General features: G+C 67.9%; 13 protein-coding genes. 8 read left to right on the top strand and 5 right to left on the bottom strand.

The window, feature by feature from the left end; all coding sequences use genetic code 11:
• Positions 1-59 precede the first annotated feature (59 nt).
• The 4 genes from ACIRQP_RS29125 to ACIRQP_RS29110 are packed head-to-tail and all read left to right on the top strand — an operon-like array spanning position 60 to position 6,119.
• Entirely contained in the window at positions 60-1,331 is a 1,272-nt protein-coding gene (locus tag ACIRQP_RS29125) for an ATP/GTP-binding protein (protein ID WP_403894784.1), read from the top strand.
• Positions 1,328-2,239: an RloB family protein gene (locus ACIRQP_RS29120; protein WP_403894781.1), complete on the top strand. Its 912-nt coding sequence runs from the start codon at positions 1,328-1,330 to the stop codon at positions 2,237-2,239. Before ACIRQP_RS29125 ends, ACIRQP_RS29120 begins: the two co-directional genes overlap by 4 nt.
• Positions 2,240-2,284: 45 nt before the next feature.
• The gene (locus tag ACIRQP_RS29115; RefSeq protein ID WP_403894778.1) at positions 2,285-4,888 is read left to right on the top strand and encodes an N-6 DNA methylase; all 2,604 of its coding nucleotides are present in this window, start codon (positions 2,285-2,287) and stop codon (positions 4,886-4,888) included.
• Positions 4,878-6,119, top strand: a complete 1,242-nt coding sequence (locus ACIRQP_RS29110; protein ID WP_403894775.1) for a restriction endonuclease subunit S — start codon at positions 4,878-4,880, stop codon at positions 6,117-6,119. Before ACIRQP_RS29115 ends, ACIRQP_RS29110 begins: the two co-directional genes overlap by 11 nt.
• Before the next feature lie 29 nt (positions 6,120-6,148).
• On the opposite strand, the gene ACIRQP_RS29105 is transcribed toward ACIRQP_RS29110, so the two are convergent.
• Positions 6,149-6,349: a DUF397 domain-containing protein gene (locus tag ACIRQP_RS29105; RefSeq protein WP_403894772.1), complete on the bottom strand. Its 201-nt coding sequence runs from the start codon at positions 6,347-6,349 to the stop codon at positions 6,149-6,151.
• A gap of 12 nt (positions 6,350-6,361) precedes the next feature.
• Positions 6,362-7,216 (bottom strand): helix-turn-helix domain-containing protein, encoded by an 855-nt coding sequence (locus tag ACIRQP_RS29100; protein WP_403894769.1) that lies wholly within the window; start codon positions 7,214-7,216, stop codon positions 6,362-6,364.
• 297 nt (positions 7,217-7,513) lie between these two features.
• On the opposite strand from ACIRQP_RS29100, the gene ACIRQP_RS29095 reads away from it, so the two are divergent.
• The 3 genes from ACIRQP_RS29095 to ACIRQP_RS29085 all read left to right on the top strand — a co-directional run bounded on the left by ACIRQP_RS29095 (position 7,514) and on the right by ACIRQP_RS29085 (position 12,760).
• A complete protein-coding gene (locus ACIRQP_RS29095) occupies positions 7,514-8,065 on the top strand; it encodes an ATP-binding protein (RefSeq protein WP_403894766.1) in 552 nt (183 codons plus the stop codon).
• Positions 8,066-8,196: 131 nt separating this feature from the next.
• Positions 8,197-11,925, top strand: a complete 3,729-nt coding sequence (locus ACIRQP_RS29090) for a type I restriction endonuclease subunit R (protein ID WP_403894763.1) — start codon at positions 8,197-8,199, stop codon at positions 11,923-11,925.
• Positions 11,926-12,004: 79 nt separating this feature from the next.
• Positions 12,005-12,760 carry a M48 family metallopeptidase gene (locus ACIRQP_RS29085; RefSeq protein WP_403894760.1) on the top strand — a complete coding sequence of 252 codons (756 nt, stop codon included), beginning with the start codon at positions 12,005-12,007 and terminating at the stop codon, positions 12,758-12,760.
• A gap of 103 nt (positions 12,761-12,863) precedes the next feature.
• On the opposite strand, the gene ACIRQP_RS29080 is transcribed toward ACIRQP_RS29085, so the two are convergent.
• From ACIRQP_RS29080 to ACIRQP_RS29070, 3 genes are all read right to left on the bottom strand, one after another.
• Positions 12,864-14,420, bottom strand: a complete 1,557-nt coding sequence (locus ACIRQP_RS29080) for a peptidoglycan-binding protein (RefSeq protein ID WP_403894995.1) — start codon at positions 14,418-14,420, stop codon at positions 12,864-12,866.
• 303 nt (positions 14,421-14,723) lie between these two features.
• The gene (locus ACIRQP_RS29075; RefSeq protein WP_403894757.1) at positions 14,724-15,500 is read right to left on the bottom strand and encodes an alpha/beta fold hydrolase; all 777 of its coding nucleotides are present in this window, start codon (positions 15,498-15,500) and stop codon (positions 14,724-14,726) included.
• Between the two features lie 66 nt (positions 15,501-15,566).
• The gene (locus ACIRQP_RS29070; RefSeq protein WP_403894754.1) at positions 15,567-15,896 is read right to left on the bottom strand and encodes a DUF427 domain-containing protein; all 330 of its coding nucleotides are present in this window, start codon (positions 15,894-15,896) and stop codon (positions 15,567-15,569) included.
• 108 nt (positions 15,897-16,004) lie between these two features.
• Here ACIRQP_RS29070 and ACIRQP_RS29065 point away from each other — a divergent pair, with 108 nt between their 5' ends.
• The gene (locus tag ACIRQP_RS29065) at positions 16,005-16,544 is read left to right on the top strand and encodes a TIGR00730 family Rossman fold protein (RefSeq protein WP_403894751.1); all 540 of its coding nucleotides are present in this window, start codon (positions 16,005-16,007) and stop codon (positions 16,542-16,544) included.
• Positions 16,545-16,557 lie beyond the last annotated feature (13 nt).

The following is a 16,557-nucleotide window of genomic DNA, read 5'->3' as shown; positions in this document are numbered from 1 at the left end:
AACGTCCGCACGAGTACGCATGCGGCGGGGGAGACTCCCCGTCCTGTCGGGAGGTCGAGGTGCTCCTGCGATTTCGGGTGGCCAATCACCGCTCGATTCGTGACGAGCGCGAGCTGTCGCTGATCGGCACGGCGCCGAACGAAGGCACCGCCCGCGATACCGGCCTGCGCCACGACGACCACCAGGTGACGGCTCTTCCCGTGCTCGGCGTCTTCGGAGCCAATGCCTCCGGCAAGACCAATCTGATCAGCGCGCTGAGTGACATGAGAGCGGCGGTGCGGACCTCTTTCGCTGACTGGCAGAAGGCGCCCGGCGTGCCCCGCCGGCCTTTCAAGCTCGACCGCGAGAGTGCCGGGGAGACGAGCCTCTATGAAGTCGATCTCACGCTCGGCCGGAAGCCTGTCCGCTTCACGTACGGCTTCGAGCTCTCGGACGAGCGTGTCGAGGCCGAGTGGCTGCACGCCTACCCGCAGGGTGAGCGCGAGATCTGGTTCGACCGGGAGGCCGGCCGGCCGGAGTCGGAAGGCGGAGAGTTCGTCTTCGAAAGCGACGGTTTCACCGGCCGGCGCGACGACTTGGTCGCGTTCACCCGGCCCGATGCCCTCTTCCTGTCCACCGGCGCTACCGCGAACGACCTGCAATTGTCCGCGCTGTACCGATGGTTCCTCGACAACCTGTGGCTGGTGACTCCGGGAGAGGACGTCGTCCACCGAACCAAGTGGACTCAGGAACTCCTCGGTGAGTCCGGTCGCAAAGGCGGCTACGGCGAACGCATTCTGCATCTGCTCTCGGTCGCCGACCTCGGTGTCACCGGTATCGAGATTGACCCGGAGACGAATGAGATCCGGCTCCGGCACCGCACCCATGACGGCCAGGACGTCTCACTGGACTTCCTCGCGGAGGAATCCTTCGGTACTCACGCCTGGTTCGCCTTCCTGGGGCCGATGCTCACCGTGCTCGACAAGGGGGCGGTGCTGCTGGTCGACGAGCTGGATTCCAGCCTGCACCCGACGCTGGCGGCCGAGGTCGTACGGATCTTCCAGGACCCCAAGGCCAATCCCCACGACGCCCAGTTGATCTTCACTACGCATGACGCCACCTTGTTGGGCAGTGAGGTCCTGGACCAGCCGCTGGCCCGTGACCAGGTGTGGATCACGGCGAAGGACCGCACGGGAGCGACGGAGCTGTATCCGCTGACCGCGGCCCGTCCGGCGGACGGCGAGAACCTGGAACGCGGTTATCTGCGCGGCCGATACGGCGGAGTGCCGCGTGTCAGTGCGGGCGAGATCGTCCGTGAGGTGTCCTGGCAGGAGGCGAAGGCGACAGCGTGAGCACGTGGGGCGGCGGGCAGCAGGGGCACGCGGGACAACAACACGGTGGTGAGTCGCGGGACGTCACGACGCCGAAGCGGAAGAAGCGCAGGGGAAGCAAGGGCGACGAGCAGCCGCTGGTTGCACCCCCGCCTCCGCCGCCGGACGAGTCCCGTGCGGTACGTGTGCTCTATGTCGGCTGCGAGGGGGAGTCCACCGAGCCGGACTACCTCAACCACCTCACCGCCCAGTTCGGGGATGGCAGCGGGCACGAGGGGCAGCGGTTCAAGATCCAGCCCGTTTACGCCGAAAATGGCCTGACCCCTGCCCAAGTCGTCGCCTCCGTACGCGAGGAGGCGAAGGAGGACGAGGCATGGGCTCTGTTCGACCGGGACAAGCACCACGACATCCCGAAAGCTCTGAAGGACGCCGCAGACGAATCCACGGAGGTCTGCTTCTCCCACCCGTCCTTCGACCTGTGGCTGCTGTTGCACTTCCAGGCGTTCGGCGGGCGGCAGAGCGGAAGCAGCAAGATCGTGGTGGAGAAGCTGCGGCAGGCTCACCCAGCCTTCAAGAACTTCGACAAGAGGAACGACAAGAGCGTCAAGGGCGAGCGGCGAACGGCGCTGGGGGACGCCGAGGTCCTGAAGAGTGCGGTTTCCCACGCCAAGAGTCTGGTCAGCCAGTGCGAGCACGGCTCGTGCAAGGCGAACAACGCCAAGACCGCGGTCCACGGCCGTGACAATCCGTCGAAGTCCACCACTGCGTGGGCCGCGCGCTCCGGGCACGCTCATGACTGCGAGGTGCTCCGGCGCGATCCGTCGACGGACGTATGGCGGCTGGTGGTGAGTCTGGGTATTGTCCCGGACTCCACACGCCCGGCGGCGGGCAAGGAACGTGGTTACCCTCGGGGCCACTGGGGCGTCTAGGCTGCCGTAGCACTCCGGTCTCCCAGTCGTACGAAGGAATGGCGCGTGGCCAGAATCACCCTGCCCGAGCTCGAACGGCATCTCTACTCGGCCGCCGACATTCTGCGTGGGCGGATGGACGCCTCGGAGTATCGCGACTACATCTTCGGGATGCTTTTCCTGAAGCGTGCCTCCGACGAGTTCGAACCCGAGTGGCGGCGTGAGTACGCGGCGGCGCTGGAGAAGACGGGCGACAAAGTCAAGGCACTGAAGCGAGCCGACGATCCCGAGCGCTACACCCGGGTGTTCTTCGTGCCTCCGAGGGCGCGATGGTGGAAGGGCCCGCATGTCCTCGATCCCGAGACTCCGGACGAGACCGTGCCCGGGGTCGGCCATCTGACGAGCGAAGTGGGTGAGGGGCTGGACCAGGCGCTGGTGGCCCTCACTCAGGGAAACAGGCGGCTGGCCGGCGTCACCACACACATCGAGTTCAACGCGGTCGTCGGCACCAAGCCGCGTTTCACCACGCCCGAACTCCGCTCGCTCATCCGGCACTTCAGTCTCTACCGGCTTCGTAACGAGGACTTCGAGTTCCCCGACATGCTGGGGGCTGCCTACGAATACCTCCTCGGTCGGTTCGCCGACTCGGCGGGACAGAAGGGCGGCGAGTTCTACACCCCTCGTGCCGTCGTCCGGATGATGGTCCGCCTTATCGACCCGAAGCCGACGGAGTCCGTCTACGACCCGTGCGCGGGTTCGGGCGGCATGTTGATCGCCGCGCGGGAGCACGTCGAGGAGCACGGCGGAGATCCCAATGAACTGGGGATCAACGGCCAGGACAAGAACGGCCCTTCCTGGTCCATGGCCAGCATGAACATGGTGCTCCACGGCATCCGCGAATTCGAGCTGTACCACGGAGACACCCTCACCGAACCGCTTCACTTCTCCCCCGGCACCAAGCGACTCCGTACCTTCACCAAGGTGCTCTCGAACCCGCCCTTCTCGCTCAACTACGACGCGGATCTGGTGGCCAAGGCCGACACGGACCACGGCACCCGGATGAGGTGGGGCTGGGCACCGGAGAGCGGCAAGAAGGCCGACCTGATGTTCGTCCAGCACATGGTGTCGGTGCTGGAGGAGCGGGGTGTGGCGGCGATCGTCATGCCGCACGGCGTGCTGTTCCGGGGAGGGAAGGAGCGGGACATCCGTGAGCGGCTACTTGAGGACGACTGCATCGAGGCGGTGATCGGCCTCGGCCCGAACCTGTTCTACGGGACCGGCATCCCAGCGTGTGTGCTGGTGCTGCGGCGCCCGCGCCGCAAGCGCGGCGACCGGGAGAAGCGTGTCCTGTTCATCAACGCGGACCGCGACTACACGGTGGGCCGCAACCAGAATGAGCTGGGCCCGGAGCACGTGGAGAAGATCGTCACGGTCTACCACAACTGGCGTCAGATCCCCGGCTACTCGCGGGCGGTGAAGGTGGCGGACCTGCTGAAGGCGGAAGCCAACCTCAATATCCGTCGCTGGGTGGACAATTCGCCACCTGCCGAGACCCAGGACGTCCGGGCGCACCTGTACGGAGGGGTGCCGGTGGTGGAGGTCGCGAGCAAGCAGGAGCTGTTCACGGCGTACGGGGTCGAGCCGTCGGCGCTTTTCGCCCAGCGGGACGGTGATCCGGACTACTACGACTTCCTGGACGAGGGCCCGGAGGCGACGGCGCAACGCATTCCCGGCCTCGCGGCGGAGCGCGAGAAGCAACTGTGGGGGGCGTACGAAACCTGGTGGTCGGAGCAGGTCCGCCGGTTCGCCCAACTGGTGGAGAACGGGCGACTGATGGAGCTGCGTGGCTCGCTGGTGGGTGGCTTCACGGAGTCGGTGGGAGCCGTCCGTGTCCTGGACGAGTACACGACGGCCGGCATCATGGCCGACTGGTGGACGGCGAACAGGTACGACCTCAAGGCGCTGGCGGCCGGTGGGTACGGCCGGGTGCTGGAGGGCTGGGTCGACTCGGTCGAGGCGATCGTCGAACCAGTGATGCCGCCTGAGCCGGACGGTGAAGCCCCGGCCAAGAAGTCCACGGTGCCCGCGGCGGACCGCCGCCGCGCGATGGACCACCCGGTGGTGCGGGCGCTGATCCCCGAATTCCTGGACGCCGTCGCCGCGGCGGAAACGGCCGTGACGGCGGCGGACGCGGCGCAGCGGACCGCGCTGGAGGAACTGGCGGAGGCGAAGCCGGCGCCGGTGGCCGAGGGCGCTGCGGGCGAGGACGATGCCGAGGAGCCGGACAGCGAGGGTGAGGCGGCGGAGCCGGCGTCCCCGGAGGAGATCGCCCGCCTGGAGAAGGCTCTCGCCCTGCGCAAGAGGGAATTGACGGCGGCCAAGAAGAAGCGCAAGGGGCTGGACGACCAGTTCCTCAAGCAACTGCGGGCGGCGGCGGAGGTCGCGAACGCCACCGACGGGGAAGCGGAGCGGGTGGTGCTTGAGGTGCTGGACGGTGACTTGACCCGTCGCCTGGGCGTGGCGGTCGCTTCGGGGCGCCGGGAGTTGGTGGAGGCGTTCCGACGATGGGCGGAAAAGTACGAGGTGTCGCTGGCGGAGCTTGAGGGGGAGAGCGAGGTGTCGGCGGGGGAGCTTACGGGCTGGCTGAAGGAGCTCGGATATGCGCGGTGAGACTGCCGAAGGGCGGCGAGGGACTTCTTGGCCGGTTGGCTGGAGGCGGCTGGCTCTTGCTGACGCAGGAACGTGGCTGTCCGGTGGCACGCCCGCCACGTCCAATGCAGCGTATTGGGGCGGTGACATTCCGTGGATCAGCGGCGCGAGCATGAAGGACTTCCACATCAAGGATTCTGACCGCCGGGTCACACAGCTCGGCGCGAAGAATGGCTCTCGCCTTGTAGATAAGGGCACCACCCTGTTCCTGGTGCGAGGAATGAGCCTCAAGTCCGAGTTCCGTATCGGTGTGACAGAGCGCGAAGTAGCTTTCGGGCAGGACTGTAAGGCCGTGATCCCGAGAGAGGGGATTGATCCATATTTCCTCGCCTACGCGATCAAGGTCCGCACGCCTGAGATCCTTCGTATGGTCGAGGAGACCAGCCACGGCACGGGGCGGCTGGATACAGCGAGGCTCCAGGAGTTGGAGATTGGTATCCCGACAATGGCGGAGCAGCGCCGGATCATCGCCGCCCACGCCGCCTTCGAGCGTCGTATCGTCGGGCTCCGAGGGGTGCTCCGCAAGCTGCGCGTGGCCGAAGAAGCCTTGGCCGCGAACGCGTTGGATCAGGAGCGCATCGGCCGCTGGGAACGCGTCCGCTTGGATGCGGTCGCGTCCGTGGCCGCCGGGGTCACTCTCGGTTCCGAGCCAGTTGGCAACGGCACTGTTGAACTTCCCTACCTTCGAGTAGCCAACGTGTTGGACGGGCGTATCGATACCACCGAGGTGAAGACCGTCCGAATCCTCCAATCACGGTATGAGCGGTTCGCGCTCCAGAAAGGCGACCTCTTGCTTACCGAAGGTGGGGATCTTGACAAGCTTGGCCGTGGCGCGGTTTGGGATGGCAGGCTTGAGGAATGCCTGCACCAGAACCATGTCTTTCGCGTTCGATGTGGGGAACGCACGTTGCCTGACTTCCTTGCCTTGTATACGTCTTCGCCCGAAGGCCGCGCCTACTTCCAGAGCGTCGGCAAACAGACGACCAACCTTGCCTCGATCAACTCGACGCAGGTGAAGCAGATGCCCATTCCCGTACCGCCGCGCGAGGAGCAGGAGCGCATCATGGGGGCTATTCGGACGATTCGGTATCGGCAGGCGTCGATGGAGCGGCAGATCGCGAAGCTGCGGACCGTACAACAAGGCGTGGTTGAAGATCTGCTCAGTGGCGCGGAGCGCCTTCCGGCGGCGTGAACCGGAAGGCGGGCGGCTACCAGCGGCGGTCAGGTGAGCGGAGAAACGAACGCTCCGGACTTGATTCCACGTACGAGCGCACGAAACGCGGCGCGGTTCGTGGCCATGGTGCTCTCCGGCTGTTTGCTGTCACGAAGCGCCACGAGATCGGTGTCATTGGCGGCCACCTCAACACAGTTGTTGCCGCCTCCTGAGCAGAATGACGAGCGCTGCCAGATGCCATCGTTCAACGTCGTGCCCCCTCAGAGATCGTGTGCGATGGACCTGATGAGCTTCTGAGACTCGTCAGGCCGGAGCGCGGAGCGCTCCATGAGGTCCAGCAATGAACGATAGTTGGTCAGCGGCGTCGGGGCATCTACGAAGTGACCCCCGAACGCGGTATCCAGTTGGACGGTGTCCAACTGTGGCACAACACCCTCGGTATACAGGATCGATTGCCCTGCGCCGTGGAACGCTCCCGCGCTGAACGGGATGACCAGCAGCGTCACGTTGGTCTGATCGACTGCCTCGGCCAGGTGGTGCAGTTGCCGGCGCGCCACGTCCCGACCGCCGAACTCCAGCCGCAGTGCTGCTTCGTGGATGATGCCGACATACGGTGTCGGGTTCGCTCCGGTGAGAATCGACTGACGGCTCATGCGATGCGCGACGCGCAGTTCAACTTCCAGACGCGGCAGTTTCGGCACGTTCAAGTCGAAGATGGCGCGTGCGTGTTCCTCGGTCTGAAGGAGACCGGGCAAGTGCACGGTCTGTGCTGTTCTGATACGTGCGGCGTGAAACTCGATCTCGGAGACGTCGAGGTAACCGTCAGGAAGCTTGCCGCGGTATTCGGTCCACCAGTAGCGAGTTCGACGGCCCGCCGCGATGTCGGCCAGCGCATCGATCAATGCCGGATCGGGACACTTGTAATAGCAGGCGATCTGCCGGACGCGCTCCTCGCTCAGTCTCGTCCGGCCGGCCTCAATGTTGGAGATCATCGTTCGGTCCGCGCCCAGCATGGACGCCGCTTCCTGGATGGAAATGCCAGTCTGCTCGCGCATGCGGCGGATCTCCGTCGCCAAGCGCCGCTGACGACCGGTTGGAGCGTTTCGTGAGGCCATGTCTCCTCTTCTCAGGGGCACACGCAGTCTGTCAGCACGCCATGGTGAGATCTAGTGAGTCTGCATTCTGGTCACTCTTTCGTGAAAAGTGACTCACAGGTGAGTCGATCTAACTTAGTGTGTGACCCGGGCTACTCGCACCGCGTCAGCGGAAGCGCACCGGCTTCGCCCTGCCCGCCCGGGACGGCAGGCCCCGCCGGCACTGCCACCACCGACGCATCAACAAGCCCGCCCCGCACCACCACACGGCTCAACTCCACCCGTCCACCTCACGTCACGCACCCCAGGAGGTGCCTCGTGAATAGTCGTCCGCACCCGAACCCCCTCGCGGCCCCGGAATCCGTCTGCGACCCCGCCCGCGATGCCAACCCGGACACCCACCCCGCCCCCATCCGCTTCACCGACCCCTGGCAGTACGAACTCAGCTTCCCCTGCGACCCGCGTGGGCCCCGCGTCGCACGCGCCATACTGCGGGCCGTCCTCGCCGCGCACGGTCTGGTCGAACTCGCCTATCGCGCCGAGTTGCTGGCGTCCGAGCTGACCACCAACTCCGTACGGCACACCAAGGGCCCCGCCTCCGTACGCCTGCACTGGACGTTCCCCGTACTCCGCGTCAGCGTCTGGGACATGAGCCCCGATCTGCCCGAGCCGCGCCATCTCCGCCGGCCGCGCCGGGACGCCGATTCCGGCCGCGGGCTGGTGATCCTCGATCTCGTCGCCGACCGATGGGGTGGCTGCGCCATAGGGGAAGGGCCGTACGGTCCGGGCGGTAAGACCATCTGGTTCGAACTCGCCCTCGATGAGGGCCCATCGACAGGTTCGGGAAGCACCTCCGCCCTGCTCGCCTGACCGCCCTGGTCGCTGTCCACGTCTGCCCCCGTCCGTGCCCCTGGCCTTGCGCCCGCCCGCGGGTAGAGTTCCGCGTACACCCTTTCGGGGTACGCGGGACGTACGGTGACGGGCGGGCGGAGAGACCAGCGATGGCGCAGCCGGAGTACGACAAGACCGAGAAGCCGCTGATCGATCAGCTGATCGCCATGGGCTGGGAATACCTCCAGGGTGGGCCGCCGGGCGGCCCCGCTACCGAGCCTGGTGCATCCGAACGTGCCTCGTTCGCCCAGGTTTTGTACAAGGATCGGTTCCGTACCGCTATCGCTCGTATCAACCCGGGGCCGAACGGCCGGACGTGGCTCTCGGCAGCTCAAATCGACCACATCCTCGCGTGGGTCCAGGGCACCGCCCCCGGTCAGGGCCCCGCCGGCCGAGGCGTGGCGGGCAACGCGGAAGTGACCTCGATGCTCCGGGAGGGCATCCCCTCCCGTACCGTCCCCGGCTGGCGCAGAGGAGAACCGGAGACCGTACGACTGGTCGACTGGTACGGGGAGTTCACCACCTCGGCCGACGACGGCGACACGCACGGGTACGGCGGGAACGATCTGCTCGCCGTCTCCCAGTTCCGCGTCGAACGCAAGGACTTCGAGCCCACCACTCCCGACCTGGTCCTGTTCGTCAATGGCCTGCCCTGGGTGGTCATCGAGTGCAAGGCGCCCTCACTCACCCAGAACGACAGCCGGGCCGCCCTGGACGCGGCTGTCGAGCAGGTCGTCGGCTACGCGGGCGCCAACGCGAACGCATCAGCCGCCGAGTTGACGCGATTCGCCCAGGTCCTCATCGGTACCGACCGCGACCACGCCGAGCTGGGCACCGTCACCGCCGAACCCGAACATTTCGCACCGTGGCGGACCGTCCGGCCGATCTCCGACGCCCAGGTGAAGGGGGAGGTGGGTAAGGGCGCGGACGTACCTCTCACCGCGCAGGAGATACTCGTCGCCGGAGTGTTGCGCCCCGCTCATCTGCTGACCCTCGTAAGGGACTTCACCACCTTTACCGGCCGGAGCGCCCGCACGGTCAAAGTCATCGGCCGCTACCAGCAGTTCCGGGCCGTATCGACCATTTCCGAGCGGTTGCGGCACCGGAGCGAGGCTGTCGCGGCAGGACGCGACACCGACCAGCGCGGCGGGGTCATCTGGCACACGCAAGGTTCCGGCAAGAGCCTGACCATGGCGTTTCTCGTACGGCATCTCCGCAGCGACCCCGAGCTGGCCGGGCACAAGGTCGTCGTCATCACCGACCGGATCGATCTGGAGAAACAGATCAGGAAGAGTCTCGGCGCGAGTGACGAGACGGTGCACCGGGCGGGGAGCGTCAAGGGCGCCCGTGCCTACCTCGCCGTCGACGTGCCGGACCTGGTCCTCGTGATGATTCAGAAGGCCCAGCGGGACGACACGGCCAACGACGGGACCACCGAGTCCCTGGGGGACGACGGCGCGAACGGTGAGGAGGAGAACGACGCCGATGGGCAGCAGAGCACAGGACAGGTCATCCACAACCGGATCGCCAATCCGAATCATGACATCGTCGTTCTGATCGACGAGGCCCACCGGGGCCACGCCGCCTGGCAGCACGCCCGGCTCCGTGCCATGCTGCCGAACGCGGTACTGATCGGATTCACCGGCACTCCGATCATCGACAAAAACCGTAGGACGACCGAGGAGATCTTCGGGGCGTTCGCCGACATCTACACACTGCGGGACGCCGAACGGGACCGGTCCGTGAAACCGGTGCGCTACGAGGCGTACAGGGTGTCGCTCGAAGTGGTCGAAAAGGCCGCGCTGGACGCCAAGTTCGACGAGAAGGTGCCGAGCGACCCGGAACAGCGGACCCGCGTACTTCGCACGTTCGCCCGCCGGAAAGAGGTTCTGGAAGCGCCTTCCGTGATCGCGGAGAAGGCCGATCACATGCTGCGCCACTGGGCGCGGTCGGCTCTGCCGGACCGTTTCGGCGCGCAGATCGCCGCAGCGTCCCGGCTCGCCGCGGTCCGCTACCACGAGGCGCTGCTCGACGCGCGTGACCGGCTGCTGGAACGCCTCGACGCACTGGACCCGCAGCTGACGTACGACCCGCTCGCCGTCGTCACACCCGAGGAACGCGAGCTGCTGGACATCCTGCCGCACCGGGACGTGCTCGCGTCCATCGAGGCCGCGGTGGTGATCTCCAAGGCCCAGCCCGGGAAGCCCAAGGACCCTGACGACTGGAAGCCCTGGACCACGAAGACCGACCAGGACGCCCACATCGATCGCTTCAAGCAGGGCATCGGCGATCCGCACGCGGCGGCTGCCGATCCGTCGTGGGACGTCGATCCGCACGGCACCGTGTCGCCGGGGTGGGGGACAGGAGCCGGGACCGGCGAGGTCTGGCACGAGGCGTCGCAGCCGCAGACCTCGGAAGCGCCCGAGAGAGAAGCAAGTGAAGCAGCGAGCGCGGAGAGCGGGAGGGGCGAGACCTCGGAGACGGCGGATGGTCCGATGGCCTTCCTCCTCGTCCAGTCCATGCTGCTCACGGGCTTCGACGCCCCCGTGGAACAGGTGCTCTACCTGGACCGGGCCATGGCAGGCGCCGGGCTGCTGCAAGCCGTCGCCCGCACCAACCGGCCCTATGCCGGCAAGCAATGGGGACAGGTCGTCGACTTCGTCGGCATCGGCCCCGCCCTGGCCCGATCCCTCGCCGCCTACGACGAGGCGCACCTGCGGCAGGTGTACGGCTACGACACGATGTCCGTCGACCATCTGACACGTGAAGACCGTGAGGCACCCCACGCGGACCGGGCGGCACGAGAGTCCGGCCGAGCGGAAGAGCCCGCCCGCGAGGGCCTGCTGCTCCAGTCCGACGTGGCCGCCGAGGCGCTCTTGGCCGACCTGGCGCGGAGGATCAGTGAGTTTCTGGCGCTGCGCGGCCTCGATGACATCGAGGACCTCGCCGACGAGAGCCGGCGCGAAGACCTGCTCGCGGCGCTCGCCGAGCCGCTCGCGCGGGGTGAGTTCGATGAACTGGTGCGGGACTTCCTCACCGCGCTCAACGCGGTGCTGCCGCGCCCCGAGGCGCTGGATCACGAACGCGCCGCACGACTGCTCGGTGAGACCCAAGTCCTGGCAAGGCAGCGCTACCTGGACGGCCGCGACCAGTTCAGCCCGCGGCGTTACGGGGCCAAGGTGCGGCAACTGATCTCGCAGCACCTCGAAGTCAACGGGATCCAGCAGCGCATTCCCCCTGTGGAACTCACCGCGCCCGACTTCTTGGCACGCGTCAACGCCAACAGCGACCCGCGCGCCAGGACCGCGTACATGACGAGTCGGCTGAGGCTCCACATCACGGCCGAGATCGCCGCGGACCGAGGCCGGTACACGCCGTTCAGTAAGCGCCTCGAAGAGATCACCCGCCGCATGGCGGACGACTTCGAGAAGGCGGCGGCGGATCTGGTCGGCCTGATCCAGGATGTGAACGCCGCGGAGCGGCAACCGGACGACGCGAGCGGACTGGCCCCCCGTACGGAACAGCCCATCTACCGCCTGTTGCGGCAGCAACTCGTCGAGGCCGGAGCCGTCGAGTCGCCGCCCGGTGTGGATTTCCACCAGGCGGCCCGTGGGCTGGCGGCCGACATCGCACTGCGTGTCCGGCCGCCGCAGTTCCTGACCGCCGACGACGCGCAGGACCGGGTGCGCAGGGAACTGCGGAGCCAACTGGAACTGCGCCTCGACCTTGACTGGGACGACACCGGCCCGCTGGCCAACCTCCTGCTGGAACTGGCGGTCGAGCGGAGGGACGACTTTCTGGGCTATCGCGCGGGGGAAGGCTCGGCTGGGTCCCCGTGACCGAGTCCGGCCGTGACCGAGTCCCGGGCAACTGGGGCCTGATACGGCACTGTCCGGGGTGGGTGGTAGGAATGGCCGTGTGACCACACCCGTCCAGCAGGCGATCGCCGCCCTCCCGGTGCCCCGGGAGTGGCTGTGGCAGGTCGTCGTACGGCCTCGTCGGCGAACCCTGGGTATTGAGGTGGCGCCCGACGGCGGTGTGCTGTTCGCCGTCCCGGCAGGCGCCGACCCGGCCGCGGTGGCCGACGCCGTACGGTCACGGCTGCCGAAGCTCGCTCTGGAGGTCCGGCGCAGACAGGAGCGTCCGGGCGAACCGGTCAAGGAACTCGTCGGGGGGACGAGCTTCGCCTACCTCGGGCGCCGTCACAGGCTGAAGCTCGTTCCGGCGGGAGCGGGGCGGCGCGTACGTCTGCACCGTGGCTGGCTGGAGTTGCCCCAACCCGACACCGCGAGCGAGGGCGCGCTCCGGGTCGCCGAGTGGTACAAGGCGTGCGGCGGTCGCTGGCTGTCGGCAAGGATGCCTTCTCTCGCATTGCGTGCCGGTGTCCCTGCTGAAGTGGTCGGAGCAGATGACCTCGGCCGTCGCTGGGGCGCCCGCGAAAGAGACGGATCGATCAAGGTCCATTGGGCCGTTCTACAGCTGCCGCCCGCACTGGTGGATCTGGTGCTCGTCCATGAACTGTGCCATCTGCGGGTCCCTGGCCACGGTGAGCGTTTCCGGCGTGAGGTGCGTCTCGTGCTGCCGGACGCCGATGCCCGGGAGCGCTGGTTCGCCGAGGCAGAGCCCGACCTGTGGCGCGGCGCGGTCCGCCGGCGGGCTCACCTGACTGGCTGACCGACAGCGGAAAACAAGAACCGACAGGGGGAAGTACGAGAGGCCACCGCTCCGGCCACCGGTCCAGGGCCGGAGACGGTGGCCCGAGCGTGGTGGCGTGGTGTTACCGGCCGGCCTGCAGGGCGGACCAGGTCGCGGGGCCGACGATGCCGTCCGCGCTCAGCGAGCGGCTGTTCTGGTAGTCGCGGACCGCCTGGGCCGTACCCGTCCCGAACTGGCCGTCGGTGGACACGGTCCGGCGGAGGGCCGCCGTCAGCGCACGCTGGAGACGTTCCACATCGGCGCCGGTGCTTCCTTCCCGCACCACGGGGGTGCTCCCCGCGGCGAGCAGGGCCGTCCAGGTACGGGGGCCGACGGCGCCGTCCGCGGGCAGCCCGCGGGCGCTCTGGAAGGACTTGACCGCGTTCGCCGTACCGCTGCCGAAGATGCCGTCCACGGTGCCGGCGTTGTGCCCCTGCTGGTTCAGCAGGGTCTGAGCGGCTTTCACCTGGGCGCCGGTGGAGCCGCTGCTCAGGGTGGTGTACGAGGGGAAGCTCAGCTGTACGCCGCCCCCGCCGGCGCTGCCGCCCACCAACTGCATGTAGTAGTTCCAGTTCCAGTTCGGTCCCGGATCGGTGTGGTCGTTGCCCGGCACCTCCACGTGGCCGACGATGTGCGCCCGGTCCTTGGGTATGCCGTACCGGTCGCACAGGTACCTGGTGAGGGCGGCCGACGACCGGTACATCGAGTCGGTGAACCAGCTCGGGTCGTCGACGAAGCCTTCGTGCTCGATCCCCAGGCTGGAGGAGTTGGCCGAGCGCGCGTGGTACGCGGTGTCGCTGTCGCGGACCATCTGGGTGACGGCGCCGTCCGAAGAGCGGACCACGTAGTGGGAGCTGACCTTGGAGGACGGGTTCTGGAACCAGCTTATGGTCCCGGCGTACGAGCCCTGCGTGACATGCACGACCACGCTGCTGATCGACGCGGACCGGCCGGCCGCGTAGTTGGCCGAGTTGGCCGGCACCCACGCCGCGTCCGGGTAGTCGGGGGAGAGTTCGGCGCGCCGGTCCGTGTCCGTGGCCGCGTACGCGCCGCGCTCGGGCTCGACGGCGCGGGGCCGTACGGTGACGCTCTCGCCGCCCGTGACGTCCGCGTCGATGCCCTGCGCGAGGAGCGTGTAGACGGTGTCCGCGTAGAGCCGCGCGGTACGGACGTCGGCCGCTCCGCCGTACCGGGCGACCACCGGGTACCACTCGTCGACGCTGCCGCGCTCCGCGGTGTCCAGCCCCAGCCCGTCGGCGTAGGCGCGCAGTACGGCCGCGCCGCCGCGGATGTTCGCCGCCGTGTCCTCACGCAACTCGGCGCTCGGCTCGCCGGTCAGCTCGGCGGCCTTCTCCAGGGTGCGGTTCTTGGGGTTGCTCACCAGGTGCATCACCCCGTAGCCGTTGGCCTGGCTGGGTTCGCCCCGGTGCCCGTCGAGGTGTGTCTCGCCGTACCCGACGGCCACCAACAGGTCCCGGGGGACCTCGAATTCAGCCGCGGCCCGGGTGAAGGCCCGGCTCATGTCGTCCCGGTCCGACGGGGGGCCGGGCGCGGGCGCGGCGCCCGCCGAGTGGGCCGTGGCGAGGAGCACCGTGGTGACCAGACCACCGAGTGCGGACAGCGCCGTTCTCTTCGGCAGTGTTCTCCGCGTTCTCCGCGTTCTCTGCCACAGTCTGTTTCCCGGCGTTCCGTTTCCCGGCGTCGATCGTCGGTACATGCTTCCTCCTGGCCGGTTTCGCGGTCTCCGCCTGAGCGGATCCGTGGGGGGTCTACGCGAGTTGAACGCTCCACACCTATCGGGTGGTCATGGGCATGTCAACCCTCACGGGTCGCGCGAGCCACTCGTGAGCCACTTAAGTGACCTCGGTGGAGCGGTAGTTCCCCTGTGAGCAGGCCAACGCCTCACTCATCGGCCGGAGAGCGCGGGCACCCGCGAAACGCCTTACGCCGCGAAGAACTCCTCCAGGACCGGCGCCAGCACGTGGGGCGCCACCTCATGTGTCTGGCCCGTCAGGGTGCGGTGCCGGCCCCGGGGGAGGGCACCGGCCACCGCTCGGGCGGCATCGCGCAGCGGTGGCGGGCTGGCGCCGCCGTCCACGACCATCGCGCGCGTCCTGATCGTCGCCAGCCGGTCGGCCGGGATCAGCCCCGGGCCCAGTACGGCGTTGTCGTACGCCAGGGTGTGCGCCAGCGCCGCCAGATCCGGCCACATCGGGGACCGGCGCATCCGGGCGATCATCTCGGGCACCATCCCCACCAGCGAGAGGAACAGCTCCACCGCCTCGCCCCGCCGCCCCCGCGCCAGCAGGTCCGTGAGCCGCTCGCGGTAGGCCGCCTTGCCCGGAAGATCGGCCGGATCGATCGCGTACGGGGGTTCGTACAAGGCGAATTGGGTGATCGGCAGGCCCGCGGCCGTCGCCTCCAGGACCAGCGCCGCGCCCGAGGACCTGCCGTACACGGACGCGCTGCCGCCCGCCTCGTCGAGAAGCGCGGCCAGATCCTCCGTCTCCCGCTCCACGGCGTACGGACCGCTCTCGCCGCTGGCGCCGCGCCCGCGCCGGTCATAGGTGATCACGTCGAAACGCGGCGCGAGCAGCTTCGCCAGCGGAGCGTCGGATTCGGCGGTGTTGAGCGCGCCCCCCACCAGAATCACCGGCGGGCCGTCCCCCGACCGCCGGTACGCGATCGGGGTGCCGTCCCCCGATGTCACCGTGCACACATTGTCCATACCGATTCAGACCGGCGTGCCCGGCGCAACTCATCGCTCGCGCGGGGAGTTTTTCTCTCAGGCCGCGACGACCTCCGTGTCGTAGAAGCAGAAGTGGTCCTTGACCTGGGCGACTTCGGCCTTGGGTGTGGGATACGCCCAGACGACGTCCGGCGCGCCGGGCAGCGACCAGTACGAGGCGTCGCCCTTGAACGGGCAGTGCGTGCTGGAGTCGGAGGGCGTCAGCAGTTCGGTACGTACGTCCTCGGGCGGGAGGTAGTAGCGGACCGGACTCCCGGTCTCGCGCAGCACCAGCGGAGAGCGGCTCTCCGCGATGATCTGTCCGTCACGTACGACACGTACATGCTCCGTGCCCTGCTCGATCGTGATGCGGTGTCCAGTGCTCATGGTGCTCGGCCCCTTCGCGGCTGCGGGACATCGCGATGCCCCGCTCGGTCCCTCCGTATGTTCAGCAACGAACCATGGCGTGCTCTTCCCGCCCGTACCGTTTACCTCATGAATATCTGTGTCTTCCTCTCCGCCGCCGATCTTCCCGAGCACTACACCCGCCCCGCCCGTGAATTCGCCGAGCTGATCGGCAAGGGCGGCCACACCCTTGTATGGGGCGGTTCCGACAGCGGGCTGATGAAGGTCGTCGCCGACGGGGTGCAGGAGGCGGGCGGGCGGCTGGTCGGGGTGTCGGTGGACTTCCTGAGCGAGGTCGCCCGGCCGAACGCCGACGAGATGGTGATCGCCAAGGACCTCGCCGAGCGCAAGGCCCTGCTGCTCGCCAAGTCCGACGCGGTCGTGATCATGGTCGGCGGTACGGGGACGCTCGACGAGGCCACCGAGATTCTGGAGCTCAAGAAGCACGCCCTGCACACCAAGCCCGTGGTGCTGCTCAACACGGCCGGTTTCTACGACGGTCTCAAGCAGCAGTACCGGCGGATGGACGAGGACGGCTTCCTGCCGCTGCCCCTCGGCGACCTGGTGTTCTTCGCCGAGGACGGGGTGAGCGCCCTCGCCTGTCTGGAGGAGTCGGCCGGCGTTCAGTGATCGGGGTGCGGTG

The sequence above is a fragment of the Streptomyces sp. NPDC102274 genome (assembly GCF_044766385.1).
Taxonomy (GTDB): domain Bacteria; phylum Actinomycetota; class Actinomycetes; order Streptomycetales; family Streptomycetaceae; genus Streptomyces.
The sequence above is the reverse complement of the archived record's forward strand: the minus strand, read 5'-3'. Positions and strand labels throughout refer to the sequence as shown.

Excerpts from the sequence above, each read along its gene's own strand:
- ACIRQP_RS29110 (WP_403894775.1), top strand. The coding sequence starts at position 4,878 with ATGCGCGGTGAGACTGCCGAAGGGCGGCGAGGGACTTCTTGGCCGGTT.
- ACIRQP_RS29100 (WP_403894769.1), bottom strand. The coding sequence starts at position 7,216 with ATGGCCTCACGAAACGCTCCAACCGGTCGTCAGCGGCGCTTGGCGACG.
- ACIRQP_RS29090 (WP_403894763.1), top strand. The coding sequence starts at position 8,197 with ATGGCGCAGCCGGAGTACGACAAGACCGAGAAGCCGCTGATCGATCAG.
- ACIRQP_RS29070 (WP_403894754.1), bottom strand. The coding sequence starts at position 15,896 with ATGAGCACTGGACACCGCATCACGATCGAGCAGGGCACGGAGCATGTA.
- ACIRQP_RS29065 (WP_403894751.1), top strand. The coding sequence starts at position 16,005 with ATGAATATCTGTGTCTTCCTCTCCGCCGCCGATCTTCCCGAGCACTAC.